The sequence below is a fragment of the Deinococcus sedimenti genome (genome assembly GCF_014648135.1).
Taxonomy (GTDB): Bacteria; Deinococcota; Deinococci; order Deinococcales; family Deinococcaceae; genus Deinococcus; species Deinococcus sedimenti.
Genome location: NZ_BMQN01000002.1, coordinates 399,806 through 422,245, shown reverse-complemented (window position 1 = coordinate 422,245; position 22,440 = coordinate 399,806). Strand labels below are relative to the sequence as shown.

The window sequence follows — 22,440 nt, the reverse complement described above, 5'->3', positions numbered from 1 at the left end:
AGGACGGTCGGTGTCCTGACTATATGCCCGGGAACCCGGGGGCGGTGCGCCGCGTACCGGCAGGTATGAGATCAAGTGGCAGAGGGTGGGGATGCGGGTGTCTGGGCTGCGGTGGTGGCACGGTGCTGGTGCTGGCGCTGCTGGGCGGTCTGGCGTGGTTCTTCGTGATTCAGCCGGCGCGGTCGTTCCTGGCGAACTGGCAGACGCCTCCGGCGCAGACGCAGTCGCAGGGAGGGACGGTCACGCCGCCCGCCCCGACTGGGAACGTGACGGGTGAGCTGACGAAGGCGGACGTGCAGAAGTTCGTGCGGGTGCGCCGTCAGGTGCAGCAGGCGATGGGATCGTCGTTCACCGGGGTGCAGCAGGTGTGGACGGACATTCAGAGCGGGCAGAATCCGAACCTGTTCCAGATGATGACGGTGCTGCGCGAGGTGGGCGGCAGTGTCGGCGCGGCCCGGCAGGCGCAGGCGGCCGCCCTGACCCAGCAGAAGATGAGCGCGGAGCGGTACGCGGTGGTGCGGACGGGCGTGAACCGGGCACTGGGTTTGCCCAGCATCGACTTCTCGCAGGCCGCTCAGGCGATTCAGAGCGGACAGCTGCCGGATCTGAACCGTGACGTGCAGACGGGCACCGCGCAGGAACGTGCCCTGGTGCAACCGTTCCAGAAGGAACTGACGGAGACGGTGGCGCTGGGTCTGCTGGGTCTGTAAGTCACGTTGCACGGCAGGGCGACCACCTTCTGGGGTCGCCCTGCGTCGTGGTTACTCGCGGTGTTCAGCTCGTCTGGTCGCGGCGGGGCGCGGCGTACAGCAGGGCCTGCGCCAGGGCGGCCGGGTCGTGCCGGGCCTGTCCGGGGTGCAGCAGGGGCAGGATCACGCTGCGGCCCCGCAGGTCGCGGCTGGCCCCGCTGAGGCTCAGGAGGTGCGCGCCCTCAGCGGCGTAGCGGTCGATGATGGCGCGGGCCGGAACGGCGTTGTTCACGAGCACGCAGTCGGGGGCGCGGCCCAGGTGGCGGGTGATGGCCTGCACGTGGCCTTCCAAGGTCAGGTCGTCGGTCTCGCCGGGTTCGGTCATCAGGCTGGCCACGTAGATCAGGGGGGCGGTCGTCTGCCGGAGTTCCTGCGCGACCCCCGGTACAAGCAGCGCCGGAATGATGCTGGTGTACAGACTGCCGGGGCCCAGCACGATCTGGTCCGCGTCGCGGATGGCCTGGCGCACCTCGGGCAGGGCGGGCAGGTCGGGTGGGTCCAGGGTCACGTGCCCGATGCGGGCGGCGCCGACCTGCTGCGCGAACTGACTCTCGCCGCGGATGGTCCGGCCGTCACTCAGATGGGCGACTAGGGTGACGGGCTGGGTGGTGGCGGGGTACACGTGGCCGCGGATGCGCAGCACCTCGTGGATGTCCAGCATGGCCTCGCTGAGGCTGCCTTCCTGCTCGCTGAGCGTGGCGAGCATCAGGTTCCCGAAGGTGTGCCCCTCGATGCCGTCGCCACGCTGGAAGCGGTGCAGGAGGAGGCGGGCCATGACGGGGCTGTCGCTCAGCGCCGCGTAGCAGTCCGTGAGGTCACCGGGAGCGATCATGTCCAGCGACTGGCGCAGGCGGCCGCTGCTGCCGCCGTCGTCGGCGACGGTGACGATGGCGGTGGTGTTCCCGGTGTGCACCCGCAGGCCAGACAGCAGGTTGGACATGCCGGTGCCGCCGCCGAGCGTCACGATGCGCGGTCCGCGCGCGAGGTGGCGGTTCTGGTACATCAGGTCCACGGCCTGACCGGGGGCGGTGCCGGTGCCACTCAGGACGGAGCGGTTGAGCATCATGATGCTCCACAGGGCGCCTGTGAGGGCCAGGATCATCAGCACGACGCCGCCCACGTACAGCGGCATGACCTCGGGCCGGATCAGGGCGTTCACCCAGAGGATCCAGCGGGTGGCGGTGAAGTGCAGCGGGCCGGTCCACGTGAAGTGCAGCACGCCGACCGCGCCGATCAGGGTGCAGATGACGAACAGCGCCAGCCAGCGTTTGACGCCCAGCCCGGGCGACATCCACATGCGCGCGCGGCGGCCGGCCAGCTGGCCGCGCTGGAGCAGGTCGGCGCGCCGGGACGCCCCGGCTGGTCCGGGCCGGGTCGCGCGCTGAGGGAGCGGCGGGTCACTCATGGGGGTCGTGTTCTTTCATGTCGCGGTGGTCCATGATATCGACGTGCAGGTCCTTCAGGTCCTGCGCGAGGCGCGAGGCGACGGCGACGCTGCGGTGCTGCCCACCGGTGCAGCCGATGGCGACGGTGTAGCCGTGGCGGCCGCTGGCGCGGGCGCGTTCGGCGGCGACGCGCACGAAGTCGCGCAGGTCCGCGTAGAACTGCTCGCTGGCCTCGCCGTGGAAGGCGTAGGCGGACACCTGGGGGTCCAGGCCGGTGCGGGGGCGCAGTTCCGGGTCGTAGTAGGGGTTGGGGAGGCTGCGCACGTCGAGCACCAGGTCGGCGTCGCGGGGTGGGGCGTGCTTGAAGCCGAAGGACATCAGGCGCAGGTGGAAGTCGTGTTCCAGCCGGAAGACGCGCAGGACCTTCGTGGCGAGTTCCTTGGCGCTGAGGTTGGTGGTGTCGATGACCGTGTCGGCAATGGCGCGCAGCGGGGCGAGCAGTTCGCGTTCGCGGGCGAAGTCGAACATCAGGTTCTCGCCCAGCGGGTGTTCTCGTCGGGTGAAGTTGTAGCGTTTAAGCAGGACGTCGTCGTTCGCCTCGAGGAACAGGACGCGCAGGTCGTCGCGGCGGCGGGACAGGCGCAGGTAGCTGTCGTCCAGGGCGCTGAGGAACTCGCGGGTGCGGGCGTCGGCGCTGATCGCGACGCAGCGCAGGCCGCGCGCCCCCACGAGGTCATGCATCGCGCCCCAGAGTTCCGGCGGGAGGTTGTCCGTGATGAAGAACCCGGCGTCCTCCAGGGTTCGCAGCGCGGTGCTTTTTCCACTGCCGGACAGACCGGACACGACAACAAACGGCATGGGTGCAGTGTAGCCCGGCGCTGCACGTGCGCCCGTGACGGGACCGTCATCAGCGGTTTCCAGTTCCACCCTGGGGCCACTACATCCCAGGGCTCCACTTCCAACCGCTCCCCTTCTCTGGTGCTCGCTCTGCTCGATTCAGAGGTATTGAGGAGGCCGCTCGATACCTCTGAATTCCGCCCATGCAACGTGAACGCCGCCCGGCGCGTGGGGGCGCGCGGGCGGCGGTGCGGGTCAGTCTGAGGCCAGCTCAGCGGACTTTGGTGCCGCTGGGCAGGTCCAGGCCCAGGCCGACGAGGTCCAGGTTGCCCTGGTCGTCCTCGGCGGCGAGGATCATGCCCTGCGATTCGATGCCGCGCAGCTTGGCGGGTTTCAGGTTGGCGACCAGGATGACCTTGCGGCCGACCAGGGCCTCGGGTTCGAACCACTTGCGGATGCCGCTGACGACGGTCCGTTCCTCCTCGCCGAGTTTCACGGTGAGTTTCAGGAGCTTGTCGGCCTTGGCGACGGCCTCGGCGGCGATGACTTCCGCGACGCGCAGGTCGATGCGGGCGAACTCGTCGATGCTGATCAGCGTCTCGGTCGCCTCGGGGGCAGGGGCAGCAGCAGGTGTGGTGGGGGCGGTGGTGGTCGGTTCGGGGGCAGTCTGGGTCATGGCTTTCTCTTTCTTGCCGGGCTTCGGGGCGGGCGCGGCGGGGGTGGGGGTGTCTTTCGGTTCGGGTTTCGGGAAGAGGATCGCGCCGCCCTGCACGCGCGTCCCGGCGGGCGTGAGGCCCCACGCGGCCTGCAGGGCGTACGTGTGGCCGCCCAGGCCCAGCTGGGCGCGCAGTTCGCGGGCCTTGACGGGAATCACGGCCTCCAGGGCGACGCTGGCGACGCGCAGGCCCTCGGCGGCGGTGTACAGCACGGTGTCCAGGCGGCGCTGGGTCGCCTCGCTCTTGGCGAGGGTCCACGGGGCACTCTCGGCGATGTAGCGGTTCAGGTCGCGCACGAAGTTCATGGCGGCCTCGATCGCCATGTTGATCTTCAGGTCGTCCACGAGTCCCAGGATCTGCCCAGGCAGGGCGAGTGCGGCCGATTCGATCTCGCGGTCGCGGTCGCTGAGTTCTGCGGCGGCGGGAATCACGCCGCCCCGGTACTTCTGGATCATGCTGACGGTGCGCGACAGCAGGTTGCCCAGGTCGTTGGCGAGGTCGCTGTTCAGGCGGTTCACCAGGATGCCCTCGCCGTAGGGGCTGTCGGCACTGAGGGTCGCCTCGCGCAGCAGGGTGTAGCGGATCGCGTCGACGGGGTACGTGCCCACGAGCGCCTCGGGGTCGATGGCGTTCCCGAGGCTCTTGCCCATCTTGCGGCCGTCCTCCGCGAGGATGTGGCTGTGCACCACGAGGCGGCGGTAGGGGGGCAGCCCGGCGGCCTTGAGCATGGTCGGCCAGAACACCGCGTGCGGCTTGAGGATGTCCTTGCCGATGACGTGCCACGCGGTGCCGATCACGTCGGGCTTGGCACCCTTGCTGACGGGCGCGGACACGTAGTTCAGCAGCGCGTCGAACCACACGTACGTGACGTGGTCCGGGTCCCAGGGCAGCTCGATGCCCCACGGGACGCGGCTCTTGGGCCGGGAGATGCTCAGCGGCCCGATGGGTTCACGCAGCATCTCGATGACCTCGTTGCGGTACCCGGCGGGCTGGATGAAGTCCGGGTTCGTCTGGATGTGCTCCAGCAGCCACGCCTGGTACTTCTCCATGCGGAAGAAGTAGTTTGCCTCGCGGCGCAGTTCGGGCGGGTCCTTGTCGCCGGGGTAGCGGCGCACGCCGTCAGGCCCCTCGACGAGTTCCTTCTCGGTGACGTAACGCTCGGCGCCGACCGAGTACAGGCCCTCGTACTCGTCGAAGTAGATGTCCCCGGCGTCGTACACGCGTTGCAGGACGTCCTGCACGAAACGCTTGTGGCGCCCCTCGGTGGTGCGGACGAAGTCGTCGTAGCTGATTTCCAGGCGGTCCCACAGGCCCTTGAAGGCGCGCGTGGCGAGGTCGTCCACGAACACCTGCGGGGTCTGCCCGGCCTTCGCGGCGGCCTTGGCGATCTTCTCGCCGTGCTCGTCCGTGCCAGTCAGGAAGAACACGTCCCGCCCCGCGAGGCGCTGGTAGCGGGCGATGGCGTCGGTGAGGATCTTCTCGTAGACGTGCCCGATGTGGGGCGCGCCGTTGGCGTAGTCGATGGCGGTCGTGATGAAAAACGGGTCTTGGCTCATGGGCGTCCTTCCTTCCCGTCGGCGCGGTGGGCTGCGCCGGGGGCAACCGGTTCAGGATACGGGCTGCGGGCGGGGGCGTGAAATGGCGGGCGGGGCGTCCCGTCTGAACCGGAACGCCCCGCGCGGCTCCTGACGGTCGGTCAGGGTCGCGGGGGCATTCGCATGGCGGGTCTCCCGGGCATGACCGCCAGTGTACCCCGCTGCGGGCCGGGTGAGAATGCGCCCGGTGGCGTGCGGCACGCTCCGTCTGTCCAGACAGGGCATGCGGTCACGGGTTCAGGGTCAGGCCGAAGGTCACGCTCCCGGGCGCGCGGCTCAGTTCCTGGAAGCCCAGGTGCCGGTAGAAGCCCTGCGCGCGGACGTTCGACTCGCCCACGCCGAGGTGCACGCCGCGCACGCCAGCCGCGCGCAGGGCGTCCAGCAGCTTGGTCATCAGCGCCCGGCCGCGTCCTCCGCCCTGCGCGGCAGGCAGCAGGTCGATGTGCAGGTGCGCCGGGTACCCGCTCAACACGGCCTGCGGCGCGCGGGGCGGGTGGTGGATCAGGCCCGCGATCCGCTGGTCGAGCGTGCGGTCCTCACGCGGAATGCCGGCCGGGTCGGGGTACAGCTCACGCAGAGGCGGCCACCACGCGCGTTCCAGGGTCGCCTCGAAGGCCTCGGTGTCGGGCACGCCCAGGACGTAGCCCATCACCTCGCCGCTGACCTGTTCCTCCAGCACGAACGCGAAGTCCGGCGCGTGCGTCAGGTACGGCCCGGCGTACACATGCCCCAGGATCAGGGGGTCGGCGTACAGGTGGGTGGCGTCCTCGCCGCTCGCGCCGGTCTGCAGGCAGATGCGGTACAGCGCGGCGCGGTCGGTCTCGCGGGCGGGGCGCAGGGTGAACATGCTCCACAGTGCAGCACATCGGTCGTGCAGAGGCCGTTCTGAGTGGTGCGAACCTGCCCTATACGGATTCCGTCTGTTTCGTTCACAACCCGGAACGACACCGGATTGCCAACTCCACGCCCGGAGGGGCGTTTCTCTCTTACTCGCTCTGCTGCGCAGCTCTGCGAGTCTGCTCGGGTTGAACGTTTTTGCACACCTTTCAACCGGAGTCCGTATCACACCCGCATTCTGTTCACAGCGGAATGTAGAATGGAGGCAATGATCGCCTACCTGTCCGGCACCGTCCGGGAAATCCGAGAGCACAGCGCCGTGGTCGTCGCGGGCGGCGTCGGCTACGAGGTCCAGTGCCCCGTCAGCACCCTCGGCAAACTGACCGTCGGCGAGACCGCCGAACTGAACACCCGCTTCATCGTCCGCGAGGACGCCCAGCTGCTGTTCGGCTTCCACGACGCCGACAGCGTCCGCGTGTTCGACCTGCTGACCAGCGTCAGCGGCGTCGGCCCCAAGCTGGCACTGGCGCTGCTGTCCGCCATGCCCGTCAGCGCCCTGGCCGCCGGACTGCTCGGCGGGGACGTGAAACTCCTGTCCAGCGTCAGCGGCGTCGGGAAGAAAACCGCCGAACGGCTCGTGCTTGAACTCCAGGGGAAGATCCCCGAGCACCTCGCCGCGCCCGCAGCAGGGGGCGGCGCGAAGGCCGCGCGGGTCACGAGCACCGCCGGACGCGACGCCGTGGACGCCCTCCTCGCCCTGGGGTTCCGCGAGGCGCAGGTGCGCGGCGTGGTCGCCGAACTCCTCTCCGCCGACCCCGACCTGAGCGCCGACAGCCTGATCCGCAAGAGCCTGGGCAGACTGCGCTAGGCTCGAGCCACGCCTCTCTCCAGCAGCCCGTCCCCTGGACCACCACGGCTCTGGCCGGGTCAGCCGGGCTGATCCGGGGCCGGTGCCGTCAGCATCTGGATCAGTCGCGTCCCGAGTTCTGGCGGCAGCAGGCCGGGAAGGGTCAACTCCTCAAACACGAACCCGCTGAGCAGCAGGTAGCCCATCAGGAACTCCTCGTCGCTCTGCGTGAAGCCCTGCGTTTCACTGAACTGCCGGCTTAGGGTCAGGTTCTCGTGCAGGGTGGCGCGGAAGGCGTCCTGAAGCTCCGGGTGTCGCCGGGCCAGCAGGCGCAGTTCCAGCAGGGCCAGGGTGGCGTCGCGTTCCCGCTGCATGCGCTCCAGCAGATGCTGGAGGACAGCAGCGTGCCGAGTCGGGTGCGGGTGGTGCAGTGCGGCCGCCAGGACCTGTGGGTCGGGGCTCAGCCGGTTCAGGACGTGGCGCGTGACCTGAAGCAGCAGGTCGGCCCGGGTGCGGAAGTAGTTCACGGCGGTGCCGACGGGCAGGGAGGCGGTCTCGTCCAGGGTGCGGTAACTCAGGGCGGCTGAGCCTTTCGTGGCCAGCAGGGTGAGAGCGGCGTCCAGCAGGGCCGCGCGGCGGGCAGGATTCTGTCGCATCACCGACATGCTACACTCGTACCGGTATGACTGTTCTTATCTGGAGGTGAGTATGTCATTGACCGCCCTGAGCATCACTGTCCTCAGCGCCGACCCCGTCGTCAGCGCCCACTTCTACCGCGAGCACTTCGGCTTTTCCCCCACCGCCGAACTGGACTGGTTCGTCAGCCTGCAGCACCCGGACCTGCCCGGCCTGCACCTCGACCTGCTACGCCAGGGGCACCCGGCGGCCGGACCTGACCTCAGTCGGCAGCAGACCTCCGGGGTCATGCTGGCCCTGATCGTCCCGGACGTCGAAGCCGACGCCCGCCGTCTGGAACAGGCCGGTCTGAGCTTCGTCCTGCCAGTCACCACAGAGCCCTGGGGGCAGAAACGCGTGCAGCTTCAGGCTCCCGACGGCGTGACGGTCGAACTGCTGGAATTCGTCGCTCCGGATCCGCAGTGGCTGGCGCAACAGACCGCCTCCCCCACCTGATCCCACCCAGTCAAGGAGCGGGCATCCGGGTGAGTGGGCCGCAGTGGCGCCGCTCACCCAGATCGTTTCTCCGATTCACGGCGTCACCGCGGTGTTCAGTTTCAGGACCAACACCACGCCCTTCAACTCCCCGTCCAATCGCCGGCTTTCTCAGGTGCTCGCTCCGCAGCGCAACTGTGGAAATCCGCTCGATTCAGAGCTCTAAAGGGATGCCCTCGAGACCTCTGACTTCTGCTGTCAACGCAACAGACGTCTGACGCCTCCATGCTCCGTCCTGCTGCGCAACATTCACTCGCTCTGCCTGGCCATGACGAACACGTCTGTCTGGCCCACGTGCTACTTCCCGACGCAGAAGTTGCGGAACACGGCGTCCACGACGTCCTCCTGCACGTCCCGGCCGGTCAGTTCGGCCAGGGCGCGCAGGGCTTCTTCCAGTTCGTACCCGGCCAGGTCGTCCGGGAGGGTCTGCGCGGCCTGGATGTGCGCCAGGGCGCGGCGGGCGGCGTCGGCCTGCCGTTCGGTGGTCAGCCACGCCTCGCCGCGCGCGGTGTCGCCCAGCAGCGCCGCCTGGATCGCGTCCCGCAGCGCGGGGAGGCCCGAGCCGGTCACGGCGCTGACGTTCAGCGCGGCCGGGTCGGTCCACGCGTCCGGCAGGTCGGCTTTCGTGCGGACGTGGATGACGCGGGCGCCGCTCAGGTCGGCGGGCAGGGCCTCGCGGGGGGCGCTGCCGTCCTCCAGCGCCAGGACCAGATCGGCAGCGCCCGCGAGGCTCAATGCCTGCCGCACCCCGGCGGCCTCGATGGCGTCCCCGGTCTCGCGGATGCCCGCCGTGTCCACCAACGTGACGGGCACCCCGGCGAGTTCCACGGCGGCTTCCAGGTAGTCGCGGGTGGTCCCGGCGATGGGCGTGACGATGCTGCGTTCAAAGCCCAGCAGGGCGTTCAGGAGGCTGCTCTTGCCCGCGTTGGGCCGCCCGATCAGGGCCAGTCGCGCGCCGCGCGTGGCGACCTGCCCCGCCCGCGCGGACGCCAGCAGGTCCCGCAGGTCCGATTCGGCCTGCGCCAGCGGAAGGGTGCGGTCCTCGTCCGGCACGCCCTCTTCGGGGTAGTCCAGCAGGGCCTGGATGGCGGCCAGGGTGCGGGTCACGCCGCGCGCGACGCCGTCCACGCGGTCGCCCAGCGCCCCGCTGAGGCCCAGGGTCGCCTGACGGCGGGCGGTGTCGGTCTGCGCCTCGATGAGGTTCAGGACCGCCTCGGCCTGCGCGAGGTCCAGGCGGCCACTCAGGTACGCGCGCAGCGTGAACTCGCCGGGCCGCGCGGGGCGCGCGCCGCAGTCCAACGTGGCCTGGAGGACGCGGGCCAGGACGGCGGGGCTGCCGTGCGTCTGGAGTTCCGCGACGTCCTCGCCGGTGTAGCTGCGCGGGCCCTTGAAGATCAGGCACAGGCCCTCGTCGAGCACCTCGCCGCTGGCGTCCAGCAGGTGCCCGAACAGGAAGCGGCCGCCGGGCGTGCGCGACGGGGCGCGTCGGCCCCGGAACACCCGGTCGGCGACGGTCAGTGCGTGGGGGCCGCTGACGCGCACGATGCCCACGCCCGCGCTGCCGGGAGCGGTGGCGATGGCGGCGATGGTGTCTTGCAGGCCGGAGCGGGTCACGCGGGCAGGGTAGCGCATGCACTCCGGGCGCCACCGTGCCCCAACGCATCGGGCGACATGATGCCAGGGCTAGAAACATCCGGTCCGATCGGTGGCGCGGGTACCATGAGGGCGTGAGGCGCGGCGCGTGAGGATCAACCCGGAGCATCTCGTCACGTTCAGTGTCGTCGCGGAACTGGGCAGCGTCAGCCGCGCCGGGCAGGCCCTGAACCTCAGTCAGCCTGCCGTGAGCGGTCAGCTGCGCGCCCTGCAGGAGCAGTTCGGGCAGCCGCTGTATGTCCGTCACGGGCGCGGCGTGGCCCTGACCGAGGCGGGAGAGCGGCTGCTCCCGCACGCGCAGGCGATCGCGCGGAACCTCGCGGAGGTCGCCGGGCAGATCAGCGGCGCGCGGCAACGCCCGGCGGCGGCGCTGCGGGTGGGTCTGTCGTTCGCGCTGAGCGAGCAGGCCAGCGCCCTGGTGCGCCGGGCCCGCACGGCCGGGCTGCACCTGCGGATCGTGGCGCGGCCCGCCGGGACGCTGATCGAGGAGGTCCGCGCCGGGCGGCTGGGCGCGGCGCTGATCGTCACGTCGCCCCAGCGGGCGGTGGAGGACCTGGATCTGCACCGTGTCGGCGAGGATCAGTTGCGGCTGGTCACGCCGCCCGGTCATCCGCTGGCGGGCCTGGGGTACGTGGCGCCGCACGCGCTGCGCGGCGAGACGCTGCTGTGGTCCGCGCGGGGCAGCGGCGTGCGCCGTCAGGCCGAACGGCTGCTGGACGGCGTGGGCCTGTCGGCGTCGCAGGGCCTGGAACTGGGGAGCCTGTGGGGGGTGCTGGCGGGCGTGCGGGCCGGGGACGGCGTGGCGATCATGCCCGCCGGGTTCGTCGCGCGGGACGTGCAGGCCGGGGTGGTGGTCAGCGTGGGCCTGGAGGCTCCGGCGGTGACGGTCACGCACACGCTGGTCACGGCGCCCGCCGCGCTGCTGTCTGCGGAGGTGCGGGCGCTGGCAGAGCTGCTGGTGGCGGCGCGGCCCTGAGTACCGGGGTCTGCTCATGAGGGGCGGCCTTCATGGGGGGGCCGGGTTTCTCATGCGTGCGCTCTAGCATGCCGGGTATGCGTCTTCCCCTGAGTGTCACCCTGAGCCTCGCCCTGCTGGGCCCGGCGTCTCTGGCCCAGACGGCCCCTGCCACGCCCACCAAGGCGCCGGCCGCCTCGGCCACCACGAACAGGGGCGTCAGTGCCCTGGCGGTCGAGGTGGGCTCGGTCGTGAAGGGCCGCCTGATGGACTGCCCCGAGAGCCTGAAGCTCAGCGTGAACGCCGTGTGCCTGTACGTGCAGACGCCCGCCGCGAGCCTGCGTCCGCTGGTGAAGGGCAAACTGGCCGCGCGGGCCGGGGACTGGAAGACCACCGGGAAATCCAGCGTCCTGCTGGTCAAGGACGCCGCGCCGAACTTCGTGCTGCTCAGCGCGCTGGGTGAGAAGGAGACGCTGGTCGTCGTGGACGCCGCGCCAACAGCCAAGGTGGCGGCCTCGACGACCACCGTCAAGGTCGCCACGCCCGCCGGGGTCGTGAAGGGCCAGCCGTACGTGCTGGGCAGCGATCTGGTCGGCGTCGTGAAGGTCACGTCGCTGGGCGGCGGGAAGTACCGCCTGTCGAACGCCGATCAGGGCACCCTGACCGTCACGGTCGGCCAGCGCGCCGCGCAGACCGATGCGGGCGCGGTGGAACTCCCCCTGGCGCCCGCCACGGACGGGAAGAACCTGATCTTCCCACTGGCGGGCCTGCGCGCGCTGGGCTGCACCACCACCCCGAACGGCGGCGTGCTGACGGTCGCGTGCGGGTCGGACAGCGTGGGCCTGAAACCCATCGTGTTCTGAGGAATCGGCGGACCTGATCGTGAAGGGGAGCCTGCGGGTTCCTCTTCCTTCGTGTGGCGCGGTCTTCACGTGTTCTTAGGGGTGGAACCCTCCGGGGTGCCCGCGCGTTCTGGTGGGGGGTAAGCTGCGGCTGAAGCCCCACTTTCCCCAGGAGGAACCACCATGAGCATCCTTGACCGCCTCTCGCGCCTGCTGCGCGCGAACGTGAACGACCTGATCAGCAAGGCTGAAGACCCCGGCAAGATCATCGAGCAGGCGCTGCGTGACATGCGCGCCGCGTACGCCGAGGCCCGCAGCGAGGTCGCCGACGCCATGAGCCAGAACGCCAAGCTGGAACGTGAGGCGAACACCAACCGCCGCATGGCTGCCGAGTACGAGAAGAAGGCCGAGGAGGCCCTGCGTGGCGGCAGCGAGGACCTGGCGCGCGAGGCGCTGCGCCGCTCGCAGAACGCCAAGGATCTCGCGGCGGGCTTCGAGGAGCAGCTGCAGGTGCAGTCCAGCACCGTCGAGCAGCTCAAGACGCAACTGCGGGCGCTGGAAGCGAAGATCGACGAGATGGAGAGCAAGAAGAGCCTGCTGGCTGCCCGGCAGAAGACCGCGCAGGCCGGGGCGACCCTGGACCGCGTGTCCGGTTTCGACAAGGCGGGCGGCGCGATGGACGCCTTCGAGGAGATGGAGCAGAAGGTCTCCGGCATGGAGGACCGCAACCGCGCCATGCAGGACCTGCGCAAGGAGAACGACTTCGACGAGCAGCTCAAGGACCTCGGTCGCGGTCAGGCGCTCGACGACGCCATGGCGGCCCTGAAGGCCAAGGTGCAGGGCGGCGGCAGCGGCAGCTGAAATCCGGCGAGGGAGGGGCACCCGGCGGCACGGCTGCGGGTGCCCCTCCCTCTTTGGGGGGACGTTCGTCAGGTGAACTTCATGTTTGCTGACAGAATGAGGGCAATGAGGCGTTCTAAGCTTGGACCCATGCCCGCCCCCCGATTTTCCCTTCTGGCGGCCCTGCTGGGCTCGGTGTTGTGTGCCGGGCTGGGGTCGTGCGCGCCGCAGGCGAGTGCGCCGGGCACCGTGCAGAGCAGCACGCCGCTGAGTCGCGTGTCGTTCTACCCGCAGGAGACCGGGCTCCGGTGGGCGTACCAGCCGGAAGGTGAGACAGCCGGTGGCGTGCCGTACGTGGTGCAGAACCTCGGCCCGACGCTGTTCGGTGGAGAGGCCGTGACAGCCACCCGCATGACGGGACGCGGCGCGGATCAGACGTGGTACCGCGTGGCGGACGCGCAGGGCGTGCGGCTGCTGGGTCTGCGCAAGCCGGGCGTGACCGTGCGGCTGCAACCCGCGTGGCTGGAGTACCCGGCGACCGAGGCGTGGCGGGTGGGGCTCACCTGGACCGGGCAGAGTCAGGTGACGCTCGTCGGGGACGACGGGACCGTCAAGGGAACAGGGACCCTGACGTACTCCTACCTGGTGCAGGAGCGCCGCACGGTGAGGACGCCGGGCGGGCGCTTCGACGTGTGGGTGGTGACACGGCAGATCAGCGACACGGTGGGCGGACTGTTCCCGGCCACGCAGCAGCTGTGGTTCACGCCGTTCGTGGGCGAGGTACGCACGCCCGAGGGGCTGCTCCTGACGGAGCGGAACTTCGCCCCGCGTTCAGGAGGACAACCATGACCGACATCAGACAGACGACCGGCACGCCCCTGCTGGACCGCGTGGGCAGCCCCGACGACCTCAAGAAGCTCTCCCGTGAGCAGCTGCCCACGCTGGCGCAGGAACTGCGGGACGAGATCACGCGGGTGTGCTCGGTCGGGGGGCTGCACCTCGCGTCCTCGCTGGGCGCGACCGACCTGATCGTGGCGCTGCACTACGTGCTGAACTCCCCGCGTGACCGCATTCTGTTCGACGTAGGGCATCAGGCGTACGCGCACAAGATCCTCACCGGGCGGCGCGACCAGATGGCGACCATCAAGAAGGAGGGGGGCCTGTCGGGCTTCACGAAGGTCAGCGAGAACCCGCACGACGCGATCACGGTCGGTCACGCCAGCACCAGCCTCGCCAACGCGCTCGGCATGGCGATGGCCCGCGACGCGCTGGGCCAGGACTACAAGGTCGCGGCCGTCATCGGGGACGGCAGCCTGACGGGCGGCATGGCGCTGGCGGCGCTGAACACCATCGGGGACATGAACCGCCGCATGCTGATCGTCCTGAATGACAACGAGATGAGCATCAGCGAGAACGTCGGCGCGATGAACAAGTTCATGCGCGGCCTGCAGGTACAGAAATGGTTCCAGGAGGGCGAGGGCGCGGGCAAGAAGGCCATGGAGGCCGTCAGCAAGCCCCTGGCGAGCTTCATGAGCCGCGCCAAGAGCTCCACGCGGCACTTCTTCGACCCGGCCAGCGTGAACCCCTTCGCGGCGATGGGCGTGCGCTACGTCGGCCCGGTGGACGGGCACAACGTGCAGGAACTCGTGTGGCTCATGGAACGCCTCGTGGATCTGGATGGGCCAACCATCCTGCATGTCGTCACGAAGAAGGGCAAGGGCCTCAGCTACGCGGAAGCCGACCCGATCTACTGGCACGGGCCGGGCAAGTTCGACCCCAGCACCGGCGAGTTCAGCGCCAGCAAGGCGTACTCGTGGAGCAACGCCTTCGGCGACGCCATGACCGAACTGGCCGCGCAGGACCCGCGCACGTTCGTGATCACGCCCGCCATGCGCGAGGGCAGCGGACTGGTCGGGTACTCGAAGGCGCACCCGAACCGTTACCTGGACGTCGGCATCGCCGAGGAGGTCGCCGTGACCGCCGCCGCCGGGATGGCCCTGCAGGGCCTGCGCCCCGTCGTGGCGATCTACTCGTCGTTCCTGCAGCGCGCGTACGATCAGGTGCTGCATGACGTCGCCATCGAGAATCTGAACGTCACGTTCGCCATCGACCGTGCCGGGATCGTGGGTGCGGACGGCGCGACGCACAACGGCGTGTTCGACCTGAGTTTCCTGCGCTCCATTCCCGGCGTGCGCATCGGCCTGCCGAGGGACGCGGCGGAACTGCGCGGCATGCTGAAGTACGCGCAGACGCACGACGGTCCCTTCGCGATCCGCTACCCGCGCGGCAACACCACGCCCGTCCCGGAGGGCACCTGGCCGACCCTGGAGTGGGGCACCTGGGAACGCGTGCAGGACGGCGACGACGTGGTCATCCTGGCCGGCGGCAAGGGCCTGGAGTACGCGCAGAAGGCTGCCGCCGGACTGGACGGCGTGGGCGTCGTGAACGCCCGCTTCGTGAAACCCCTGGATGAAACGATGCTGCGCGACGTGGCCCGCAGTGCCCGCGCGATCATCACCGTCGAGGACAACACCGTCGTGGGCGGCTTCGGCAGCGCCGTGCTGGAATTCCTGAACGCCGAGGGCCTGCGGACCCCCGTGCGCGTCCTGGGCATCCCCGACGAATTCCAGGAGCACGCGACCGTCGAGAGCGTCCACGCACGCACCGGCATCGACGCGCAGGCCATCCGCACCGTGCTGGCCGAACTCGGCGTCGACGTCCCGCTCGGGGTGTAGCAGGTTGATGGTCGATAGTTGATGGTTGATGGAAGGGAAGACCCTCTATCAACCATCAACTTTCAACCATCTACTCCCTGACCTCGCCGTTGCCTTCCACGATCCATTTCGTGGTGGTCAGTTCGCGCAGGCCCATGGGGCCGCGGGCGTGGAGTTTCTGGGTGCTGATGGCGACCTCGGCGCCCAGGCCGAGTTGCCCGCCGTCGTTGAAGCGGGGGCTGGCGTTCACGACGACGGCTGCACTGTCGACGTCCTCGATGAACCGCTGAGCCTGCACGTCGTCGCGGGTGAGGATCACGTCGGTGTGGTTGCCGCGCGCGGCGATGAAGTCCAGCGCCTCCTCGAAGGAGGTCACGGTCTTCACGCTGGCGGTCAGGGCCAGGAATTCCGTGCCGTAATCGGCGTCCGTGGCGGGGTCGCTGCTGATCCCGGCGGCACTCAGGGCGGCGTGGGCGGCCGGGTCGGTGCGCAGGGTCACGCCGTGCGCCTGGAGGTCGCGGGCAATGTCCGGCAGGGCGTCCAGGGCCGCCTCATGGATCAGGAGGGTGTCCAGGGCGTTGCAGGCGCTGGGTTTCTGCACCTTCGCGTTCCGGACGATCTCCAAGGCGCGCGCGCGGTCCTCGGGGTCGCGGGTGAAGCTGGGGTCGAGGTACACGTGCACCACGCCGATGCCGCCCACGATGACGGGCACGGTGGCGTTCTCCACGCAGTAGCGGTGCAGTCCAGCCCCGCCGCGCGGGATGATCGCGTCCACCAGATCGTCCAGTTTCAGCAGCTCCAGCATCCGCTCGCGGGCCGGGTCGCGGATGACCTGGACCCCATCCGCCGGGAGGCCCTGCTCCCGCAGCGCGGCGTGGATGACGTCCTCCAGCGCGGCGTTGCTGCGCACGGTCTCCTTCCCGCCGCGCAGGATCACGGCGTTCCCGCTCATCAGGGCCAGCGCGGCGACGTCCACGGTCACGTTCGGGCGGCTCTCGTAGATGACGCCCAGGACGCCCAGCGGCACGCGCCGCGTACTGACGCGGATGCCGCTCGGCTGCTCCCGCGCGGGGGTGGTCTCCCCCACCGGGTCGGGCAGGCGTGACACGGCCTCCACGTCCGCCGCGATGCCGTCCAGCATCCGGGCGTCCAGGCGCAGGCGGGCCACCATCGGCTCGGGCAGCCCGGCCTCCACGGCGGCCTGCACGTCCTGCGCGTTCGCCGCCAGGATCGCGGGCGCATTCGCGCGCAGTCCGGCGGCGATCGCGTGCAGCGCGGCCACCTTGCGCGCGGTGGGCAGCGACCGCAGCACGCGCGCGGCGGCGCGGGCCCGCACGCCCATCTCCCGGATGGTCAGGTTGGGGGACGACTCACTCATCCCGCCAGCGTAGCGCGCCCCTCCCGTCCGGCCCGGCGCGCGGTGCAGACCTCCTCCAGCTGCTGCGGTCAGTGTGCGCTGGGTTGCCCACGGGCCTCACGGGCCTCCGGTAAGGTGGGGGGCATGACCACCGAGTTGCAAGCTGCTCCTACGCCCACGCCCACGGCGCATTCGGAGGCGCTGTTCGCGCGCGCACGGGCCGTCACGCCGGGCGGGGTGAACAGTCCGGTGCGGGCCTTCCGTAGCGTGGGCGGCACGCCGCGCTTCATCGCCCGCGCGGACGGCGCGTATCTGACCGACGCGGACGGCACGCGCCTGCTGGATTACATCGGGTCGTGGGGGCCGATGATCCTGGGGCACAACCACCCGGCGGTGCGTGAGACGATCGCGGACGCGCTGCAGTACGGCACGAGCTTCGGCGCGCCCGGCGAGCGGGAGGTGCTGCTGGCGGAACTCGTGACGCGCCTGACGGGCGTGGACCGCGTGCGCTTCGTAAGCAGCGGCACCGAGGCGACCATGAGTGCGCTGCGGCTGGCGCGTGGCGTGACGGGCCGGAAGTTCATCGTGAAGTTCCGCGGGAACTACCACGGGCACGCGGACGGCCTGCTGGTGGAGGCCGGGAGTGGCCTGCTGACGAACGCGGACGGGGCGCTGGGCGCGGCCGCCCCGAGCAGCGCGGGCGTGCCCGAGGAGTACGCGGGCCTGACGCTGGTCACCGAGTACAACGATCCGGCGGCGCTGGACGCCCTGATGACCGCGCGCGGATCGGAGGTCGCGGCGGTGATCTTCGAGCCGGTGGTGGGGAACGCCGGGGTGCTGATTCCCACGCCGGAGTTCCTGGCGGCGCTGCACCGCGTGAAGACCCACGGGGCGCTGCTGATCGCGGACGAGGTCATGACGGGCTTCCGGCTGTCGCTGGGCGGCGCGACGGGCCTGCTGGGCCTGCGTCCGGATCTGATCTGCTGGGGCAAGATCATCGGCGGTGGCCTGCCGGTGGGCGCGTACGGGGGCCGCGCCGAGGTGATGGACTTCGTGTCGCCGCAGGGTCCGGTGTATCAGGCGGGGACGCTCAGCGGGAACCCGCTGGCGATGGCGGCGGGCCTAGCGACCCTGAGTGCGCTGGAGGCCGACCCGGACCTGTACGCGCGACTGGGGGCGTACACGACGGCACTGGCCGACGGTCTGCGGGACGCGGCGTCAGCAGCGGGCGTGCCGATCAGCATCAACCACATCGGCAGCATGCTGACCGCCTTCCACCTGGACGCGCCGGACGGCAGCGTGCGGACGTACACGGACGCCGCCGCGAGCGACACGAAGGCCTTCGCCCGCTGGTTCCAGGGCATGCTGGGCCGGGGCGTGTACTGGGCGCCCAGCCAGTTCGAGAGCATCTTCGTCAGTGGCGTGCACGGCGACGCGGAATTGAACGCCACGCTGGACGCCGCTCGGGCCGCGTACCTCGATCTGGGCCGGGACCTGGGCGCATGACCCTGGTGACCCAGACGGCGCAGGTGCGGCAGATCCTCACCGACCACAAGGTGATCGCCGTGGTGGGCTTCCATCACGACGCCATGAAACCCGCGTACTACGTGCCGGAGTACATGCACCGCCAGGGGTACACGATCATCCCGGTGAACCCGGCGCTGGCGGCGCGCGGCGAGAGCTTCTTCGGGCACAAGGCCGTGGCGACCCTGGCGGAGATCACGACCCCGGTGGACATCGTGGACGTGTTCCGCCGCAGCGACAAGGTGCGCGAGCACCTGCCCGACATCCTGGCCATGACCACCCCGCCGAAGGTGGTGTGGTTGCAGCTCGGCATCCGCGACGACGCGACCGCCCGCGAACTCGCGGCGCGCGGCATCGACGTCGTGCAGGACCGCTGCCTGCTCGCCGATCACCGGGCGCTCCTGTAACGCATGCCGGGCGTGCTGATGGTCGGGGCGGGCCTGGGCGGGCTGGCCGCGGCGCGTGACCTGGGCGCGGCGGGGCAGCACGTCACGCTGCTGGACAAGGTGCGGGGCGTGTCGGGCCGCGCCGCCACCCGCCGCGTGGCCCTCCCCGACGGGCGCGAGGCGCGACTGGATCACGGGGCGCGGTTCTTCACCGCCCGCCACGACCGCACCCGCGCACTGGCCGAGGCAGGGGTGCGGGAAGGCTGGAACGCCGAGTGGACGCGCGGCATCCCCCGCGGGGAGGCCGGTCAGATCAGCGGTGGTGGCGACGGGCACCCCCGCTACGCGCCCCCGCAGGGCCTCAGCACCCTGGGCCGCACCCTCGCCCGTGGGCTGGAGGTCACCACCGGCGTAACCGTCACCAGCCTGGAACGCCGCCCCGGCGGCTGGCGCGTCCACACCCGCGACGGTGCCACCTGGGACGCCGGGACGCTCCTCCTGAACCTGCCCGCGCCGCAACTGGCCCCCCTCCTGGCGGACCTCGACCTACGCGGCAGCGACTCCGAGGGCACCGCCGAACGGGTCGCCGCCGTCGAGTACGCGCCGTGCTGGGCGGCAGGCATCGTGCTGGAACACGATCTGGACGTCACCTGGCCCGCCCTGCGCGCCGACCACCCCATCCTGGAGTGGCTGGCGCGCGAGCACACCAAACGCCCCGCCGGGCACCCGCCCGCGCTGACCCTGCACGCCACGCCCGACTGGAGCCGCGCGAACCTCGACCGCACCCCGGACGAGGTCATACCCGACCTGCTGCGCGCCGCCACCGAGATCACGGGCGACCTCCCCCCCACCCTGCACACCTTCGCGCACCGCTGGCGCTACGCCATCCCCACCCGCCCCGCGCCCGGCCCATGCCACTGGGACCCCGAACTACGCCTCGGCTGGTGCGGCGACTGGTTCACCCCCGACGAGCACGGCCCCCGCGTGGAAACCGCACTCCTCAGCGGCTGGACCCTCGCCCGCCGCGTCACGGGAACGTGAAGGGCTGAGGGACGATGACTTGAACGCACAGGAATGGGGTGACCGCACTCACATCAAGCTGACTCCTTCTCAAAACGCTAGATTATCGATCACGACCGTGGTGAGGGTGCTGTAGTGACGACTTGGCGTGTGAGCCGTCGGCGTCCAAGGCATCAGGGAATCCTTGATTGTTCAAGTGCTGTCGGACAGGCTCAAGGTCCAGGTCGGCAGGCAGGGTGGCCTGAATACGGTAGAGGTCATTGAGCACGTAAGCATAGTCGCGCCCTGTGACATGGGCGATGAGCCGGGCGAGTTGCCGATCGGAGAATTCAGGATCAAGCACAGCGAGAAGTGCATGGTACTGCTGCTCAGGAATCCCATCTGGAAAAACGTGTCGTAGCCACTGAGCACCGTTCTTGAGTTCATCCGGCAGGGCATCCGTGCTGGGGTCCGTCACGAACGAAGCGTACAAGGGAGTACCTCTCCCGCACAGACGCTAGACCGTTAGATACTTGGACGCTGTTCAGTCGGCGCTGACCGCTTCCCGTTCCTGTACGGGTTCGCCGAGCATGGCGTGGACGCTGGCGGTCCAGCCGTCGTCGCTGAGGGTGCGCCAGTGGTGGGCCCACTGCCAGCGGCGGTAGGCGTCGGCGGCGGCTTCCAGGGTGCCGGGGTTCAGGAGGGGGTTGGCGGGTGGGACGCTGAGGTGGTGTCGGCTGAGGCTACCTTCGAGTTCCGCGAGGGTCTTGGGGCCGAACGCGAAGGCGAGGCTGGCGGTGGGGCGGGCCTGCGTGGCGTGCAGCCAGCCGCGCAGGGTGTCCTCGGGTGGGAGGGCGTACAGGATGAGTTCCCCGCCGGGGTGCATGTCCGTGCCTGTGACCAGGGTGAGGCCGGGGACGTTGTCACGCAGGTACGCGGCGACGGGTCCTTCGGCGTAGGCGCTGGCTCCGGCGCGGAGGTGTTCCATGGCGGCTTTGGGGTTCAGGCGCGGGGTGGGCCGCTCGGGGGTGGGGGCGTCGAGGTCGATGGGGGCGGTGGGGCGCAGGGCCTGTCCGTGGAATTCCAGGCGGGTCTGGCCGCGCCATTCGCTGCTGACGAGGTGCGCGCCCAGGTCGCGTTCGCCGGGTGCGTCGTCGGTCTCGTCGAATTTGATGCCGCGCAGGCCCGCGACCTTGAACTGGAGGCTGTTGCCTTTCTTGCCGACCAGGCGGGTCTCGGTGAGGGGTTCGCGCAGGTGCCACAGCGGCAGGGCGTGCCCCTCGCCGAATGGTTCGAAGGTGTGCGTTTCCTGGAGCAGGTCGAGGCTGGCGGCCAGCGCGGGCAGCGGTGCGTCCAGGCGGACCTGCGCTAAGGGGGTGGGGAACTGGCGGGCGTACGCGTGGATGCGGTCGCGGAAGGCGTTCATGTTGGTGGGGTCGATGGCGAATCCGGCGGCGCCGGGGTGCCCACCGTAGCGTTTCAGGAGGTCTTGGCTGTAGCGCAGGCCCTCGACGGCGCTGATGCCGGGTGTGGACCGCACGGAGCCCTTGCCCTGCGCGACGATGAACACGGGTTTGTGGTACGCGTCGACGAGTTTGCTGGCGACGATGCCCATGACGCCCGCGTGCCAGTCGGGGTGCGTGACGACCAGCGCGGGCTCGGTTGGGTCGGCGAGGGTCAGGGCGTGCTGGAACATGTCGTCCTGGAGTTTGCGGCGTTCCTGGTTGCGGATCTCGAGGTATTCCGCGAGGCGGCTGGCGTCGTGCGCGCTGGGGGTGGTCAGCAGGTCCAGGGCGACGTCGGCCTCGCCGAGGCGTCCGGCAGCGTTGATGCGCGGCGCGAGGATGAACGCCACGTCCCGCGCGGTGGGGCGTTTCACGCGGCCGGAGTCGAGCAGGGCGCGCAGGCCCGGCAGGGTTGTGTCGCGCAGGGCGTCCAGTCCGGCGCGGACCAGCGCGCGGTTCTCCCCGATGAGAGGCGCGACGTCGGCGACGGTGCCCAGGGTCGCGAGCGCCGTCAGGGCGCGCGGTTCCGGCAGCCCGAGTTCCTCATGAACGGCCCACAGGAGGTGGTACGCGACGCCCGCGCCGGTCAGGTTGTGCAGGTCATGGTCGTAGCCGCTCGTGAGGCGTGGGTGGACGACCAGCGCGTCGGGGAAGTCGTCGCCGGGCGCGTGGTGGTCCGTGACGATGACCTGCACGCCCCGCGCGATCAGGGCCGCGACCTCCTCCAGATTGGTGACGCCGCAGTCCACGGTCACGAGCAGGTCGCAGGCGGCGGCGTGCTCCTCGACCTTGTCCGGGTGGACACCGTACCCCTCGTTCAGGCGGTGCGGGATGAAGCCGTGCACGTCAGCGCCCAGGTCCCGCAGGCCCAGGACCAGAGTGGCGGTGGCACTGACGCCGTCCGCGTCGTAGTCCCCGTGGATGCGGATGCGCTGCTTCGCCCTGATCGCGGTCACGATGCGCCGGGCGGCCTCGCGCAGCGCCGGGTTCGGCGTCAGCGTCAGGGGCGGGTCCAGCAGCGCGGGGGTGAGGTGCCGCCCCGTGAGGACCTGCGCCAGTGGGGGCGACACCCGCCATTCCCGCATGACGCGCAGCAGTTCCTTGCGGCTGGCGGGCGGTGCCAGGACCCAGCGGGGCGCGGTCACGGAGTCGCCTCAGACGCCGTGACGGGGTCCGGGAGTGTCGCTGTTCCCAGCCGGGCCTGAAGGGTGGCGGTCAGCCGGTCTTCTGACTGCCGCCGCAGTCGGGCCTCGCGCGTGCGGCGCATCCGCTCGCTCCACAGGGAAGGCAGGAGGAGCAGGGTCGCGAACAGCACCCCAAGCAGCAGGAATAGCGTCACTCCTGCACCCACCGGCACGGTCAGTTCGCCGCTGCCGGTGGGGAGGGGCAGGCGGACCACGCCGGGGTTTTCCAGGGTCACGAGTGCCAGGTACGCGGCGATACCCAGCAGGAGCAGCACCTGAAGGAAGGAAACGAGCCGCATCACCGCACAGTGTAGTCGCTCTGGCGGAGGTCTGTCGCTGTTTCAC

At 70.3% G+C, this 22,440-nt stretch carries 21 protein-coding genes; 11 read left to right on the top strand and 10 right to left on the bottom strand.

Annotated features, from left to right (window positions below; translation table 11 throughout):
* Window positions 1–122 precede the first annotated feature (122 nt).
* Window positions 123–710, top strand: a complete 588-nt coding sequence (locus IEY69_RS08795) for a hypothetical protein (protein WP_229783777.1) — start codon at window positions 123–125, stop codon at window positions 708–710.
* A 64-nt stretch (window positions 711–774) separates the two neighbouring features.
* Here IEY69_RS08795 and IEY69_RS08790 read toward each other — a convergent pair whose 3' ends face one another.
* From IEY69_RS08790 to IEY69_RS08775, 4 genes are all read right to left on the bottom strand, one after another.
* Complete coding sequence (locus tag IEY69_RS08790) at window positions 775–2,154, bottom strand: gluconeogenesis factor YvcK family protein (protein WP_308425453.1); 1,380 nt, start codon at window positions 2,152–2,154, stop codon at window positions 775–777.
* Window positions 2,147–2,992 carry an RNase adapter RapZ gene (gene rapZ, locus IEY69_RS08785; protein WP_189072744.1) on the bottom strand — a complete coding sequence of 282 codons (846 nt, stop codon included), beginning with the start codon at window positions 2,990–2,992 and terminating at the stop codon, window positions 2,147–2,149. The genes IEY69_RS08790 and rapZ overlap by 8 nt, the downstream gene beginning before the upstream one ends.
* 250 nt (window positions 2,993–3,242) lie before the next feature.
* Entirely contained in the window at window positions 3,243–5,243 is a 2,001-nt protein-coding gene (gene metG / locus IEY69_RS08780; RefSeq protein ID WP_189072743.1) for a methionine--tRNA ligase, read from the bottom strand.
* Window positions 5,244–5,511: 268 nt separating this feature from the next.
* A complete protein-coding gene (locus tag IEY69_RS08775; RefSeq protein WP_189072742.1) occupies window positions 5,512–6,129 on the bottom strand; it encodes a GNAT family N-acetyltransferase in 618 nt (205 codons plus the stop codon).
* A gap of 258 nt (window positions 6,130–6,387) precedes the next feature.
* Between IEY69_RS08775 and ruvA the strand changes: the two genes are divergently transcribed.
* On the top strand, window positions 6,388–6,987 hold the full coding sequence (gene ruvA, locus IEY69_RS08770) for a Holliday junction branch migration protein RuvA (RefSeq protein ID WP_189072741.1): 600 nt from the start codon (window positions 6,388–6,390) through the stop codon (window positions 6,985–6,987).
* A gap of 59 nt (window positions 6,988–7,046) precedes the next feature.
* Here ruvA and IEY69_RS08765 read toward each other — a convergent pair whose 3' ends face one another.
* Complete coding sequence (locus IEY69_RS08765) at window positions 7,047–7,622, bottom strand: TetR/AcrR family transcriptional regulator (RefSeq protein ID WP_189072740.1); 576 nt, start codon at window positions 7,620–7,622, stop codon at window positions 7,047–7,049.
* A 52-nt stretch (window positions 7,623–7,674) separates the two neighbouring features.
* On the opposite strand from IEY69_RS08765, the gene IEY69_RS08760 reads away from it, so the two are divergent.
* A complete protein-coding gene (locus IEY69_RS08760; protein WP_189072739.1) occupies window positions 7,675–8,097 on the top strand; it encodes a VOC family protein in 423 nt (140 codons plus the stop codon).
* Between the two features lie 336 nt (window positions 8,098–8,433).
* On the opposite strand, the gene mnmE is transcribed toward IEY69_RS08760, so the two are convergent.
* Window positions 8,434–9,750 carry a tRNA uridine-5-carboxymethylaminomethyl(34) synthesis GTPase MnmE gene (mnmE, locus tag IEY69_RS08755; protein ID WP_373291015.1) on the bottom strand — a complete coding sequence of 439 codons (1,317 nt, stop codon included), beginning with the start codon at window positions 9,748–9,750 and terminating at the stop codon, window positions 8,434–8,436.
* A gap of 127 nt (window positions 9,751–9,877) precedes the next feature.
* Between mnmE and IEY69_RS08750 the strand changes: the two genes are divergently transcribed.
* The 5 genes from IEY69_RS08750 (at window position 9,878) to dxs (ending at window position 15,161) form a co-directional block, all read left to right on the top strand.
* Window positions 9,878–10,765 carry a LysR family transcriptional regulator gene (locus IEY69_RS08750; RefSeq protein WP_189072737.1) on the top strand — a complete coding sequence of 296 codons (888 nt, stop codon included), beginning with the start codon at window positions 9,878–9,880 and terminating at the stop codon, window positions 10,763–10,765.
* A 77-nt stretch (window positions 10,766–10,842) separates the two neighbouring features.
* On the top strand, window positions 10,843–11,607 hold the full coding sequence (locus IEY69_RS08745) for a hypothetical protein (RefSeq protein WP_229783775.1): 765 nt from the start codon (window positions 10,843–10,845) through the stop codon (window positions 11,605–11,607).
* Window positions 11,608–11,769: 162 nt separating this feature from the next.
* Window positions 11,770–12,447 (top strand): PspA/IM30 family protein, encoded by a 678-nt coding sequence (locus IEY69_RS08740; RefSeq protein WP_189072735.1) that lies wholly within the window; start codon window positions 11,770–11,772, stop codon window positions 12,445–12,447.
* Window positions 12,448–12,576: 129 nt separating this feature from the next.
* Window positions 12,577–13,275: a hypothetical protein gene (locus tag IEY69_RS08735; protein ID WP_189072734.1), complete on the top strand. Its 699-nt coding sequence runs from the start codon at window positions 12,577–12,579 to the stop codon at window positions 13,273–13,275.
* A complete protein-coding gene (gene dxs / locus IEY69_RS08730) occupies window positions 13,272–15,161 on the top strand; it encodes a 1-deoxy-D-xylulose-5-phosphate synthase (RefSeq protein WP_189072733.1) in 1,890 nt (629 codons plus the stop codon). Before IEY69_RS08735 ends, dxs begins: the two co-directional genes overlap by 4 nt.
* Before the next feature lie 70 nt (window positions 15,162–15,231).
* Here the strand turns inward: dxs and IEY69_RS08725 are convergent, their stop codons facing one another.
* Window positions 15,232–16,518 (bottom strand): glutamate-5-semialdehyde dehydrogenase, encoded by a 1,287-nt coding sequence (locus IEY69_RS08725; RefSeq protein WP_229783773.1) that lies wholly within the window; start codon window positions 16,516–16,518, stop codon window positions 15,232–15,234.
* A 123-nt stretch (window positions 16,519–16,641) separates the two neighbouring features.
* Here IEY69_RS08725 and hemL point away from each other — a divergent pair, with 123 nt between their 5' ends.
* The 3 genes from hemL to IEY69_RS08710 are packed head-to-tail and all read left to right on the top strand — an operon-like array spanning window position 16,642 to window position 19,448.
* A complete protein-coding gene (gene hemL, locus IEY69_RS08720; RefSeq protein WP_189072732.1) occupies window positions 16,642–18,003 on the top strand; it encodes a glutamate-1-semialdehyde 2,1-aminomutase in 1,362 nt (453 codons plus the stop codon).
* A complete protein-coding gene (locus IEY69_RS08715) occupies window positions 18,000–18,428 on the top strand; it encodes a CoA-binding protein (RefSeq protein ID WP_189072731.1) in 429 nt (142 codons plus the stop codon). Before hemL ends, IEY69_RS08715 begins: the two co-directional genes overlap by 4 nt.
* A gap of 3 nt (window positions 18,429–18,431) precedes the next feature.
* A complete protein-coding gene (locus IEY69_RS08710) occupies window positions 18,432–19,448 on the top strand; it encodes an NAD(P)/FAD-dependent oxidoreductase (RefSeq protein ID WP_189072730.1) in 1,017 nt (338 codons plus the stop codon).
* 82 nt (window positions 19,449–19,530) lie between these two features.
* On the opposite strand, the gene IEY69_RS08705 is transcribed toward IEY69_RS08710, so the two are convergent.
* The 3 genes from IEY69_RS08705 to IEY69_RS08695 all read right to left on the bottom strand — a co-directional run bounded on the left by IEY69_RS08705 (window position 19,531) and on the right by IEY69_RS08695 (window position 22,394).
* The gene (locus tag IEY69_RS08705; RefSeq protein ID WP_189072729.1) at window positions 19,531–19,884 is read right to left on the bottom strand and encodes a DUF3349 domain-containing protein; all 354 of its coding nucleotides are present in this window, start codon (window positions 19,882–19,884) and stop codon (window positions 19,531–19,533) included.
* 66 nt (window positions 19,885–19,950) lie between these two features.
* A complete protein-coding gene (locus IEY69_RS08700) occupies window positions 19,951–21,996 on the bottom strand; it encodes a single-stranded-DNA-specific exonuclease RecJ (RefSeq protein ID WP_189072863.1) in 2,046 nt (681 codons plus the stop codon).
* A 56-nt stretch (window positions 21,997–22,052) separates the two neighbouring features.
* Complete coding sequence (locus tag IEY69_RS08695; RefSeq protein WP_189072728.1) at window positions 22,053–22,394, bottom strand: hypothetical protein; 342 nt, start codon at window positions 22,392–22,394, stop codon at window positions 22,053–22,055.
* Between the last annotated feature and the right edge of the window lie 46 nt (window positions 22,395–22,440).

Coding starts and splice junctions, on each gene's coding strand:
- IEY69_RS08790 (WP_308425453.1), bottom strand. CDS start 2,154: ATGAGTGACCCGCCGCTCCCTCAGCGCGCGACCCGGCCCGGACCAGCC.
- rapZ (WP_189072744.1), bottom strand. CDS start 2,992: ATGCCGTTTGTTGTCGTGTCCGGTCTGTCCGGCAGTGGAAAAAGCACC.
- metG (WP_189072743.1), bottom strand. CDS start 5,243: ATGAGCCAAGACCCGTTTTTCATCACGACCGCCATCGACTACGCCAAC.
- IEY69_RS08775 (WP_189072742.1), bottom strand. CDS start 6,129: ATGTTCACCCTGCGCCCCGCCCGCGAGACCGACCGCGCCGCGCTGTAC.
- ruvA (WP_189072741.1), top strand. CDS start 6,388: ATGATCGCCTACCTGTCCGGCACCGTCCGGGAAATCCGAGAGCACAGC.
- IEY69_RS08765 (WP_189072740.1), bottom strand. CDS start 7,622: ATGCGACAGAATCCTGCCCGCCGCGCGGCCCTGCTGGACGCCGCTCTC.
- IEY69_RS08760 (WP_189072739.1), top strand. CDS start 7,675: ATGTCATTGACCGCCCTGAGCATCACTGTCCTCAGCGCCGACCCCGTC.
- IEY69_RS08745 (WP_229783775.1), top strand. CDS start 10,843: ATGCGTCTTCCCCTGAGTGTCACCCTGAGCCTCGCCCTGCTGGGCCCG.
- IEY69_RS08740 (WP_189072735.1), top strand. CDS start 11,770: ATGAGCATCCTTGACCGCCTCTCGCGCCTGCTGCGCGCGAACGTGAAC.
- IEY69_RS08735 (WP_189072734.1), top strand. CDS start 12,577: ATGCCCGCCCCCCGATTTTCCCTTCTGGCGGCCCTGCTGGGCTCGGTG.
- dxs (WP_189072733.1), top strand. CDS start 13,272: ATGACCGACATCAGACAGACGACCGGCACGCCCCTGCTGGACCGCGTG.
- IEY69_RS08725 (WP_229783773.1), bottom strand. CDS start 16,518: ATGAGTGAGTCGTCCCCCAACCTGACCATCCGGGAGATGGGCGTGCGG.
- hemL (WP_189072732.1), top strand. CDS start 16,642: ATGACCACCGAGTTGCAAGCTGCTCCTACGCCCACGCCCACGGCGCAT.
- IEY69_RS08715 (WP_189072731.1), top strand. CDS start 18,000: ATGACCCTGGTGACCCAGACGGCGCAGGTGCGGCAGATCCTCACCGAC.
- IEY69_RS08710 (WP_189072730.1), top strand. CDS start 18,432: ATGCCGGGCGTGCTGATGGTCGGGGCGGGCCTGGGCGGGCTGGCCGCG.
- IEY69_RS08700 (WP_189072863.1), bottom strand. CDS start 21,996: ATGCGGGAATGGCGGGTGTCGCCCCCACTGGCGCAGGTCCTCACGGGG.
- IEY69_RS08695 (WP_189072728.1), bottom strand. CDS start 22,394: ATGCGGCTCGTTTCCTTCCTTCAGGTGCTGCTCCTGCTGGGTATCGCC.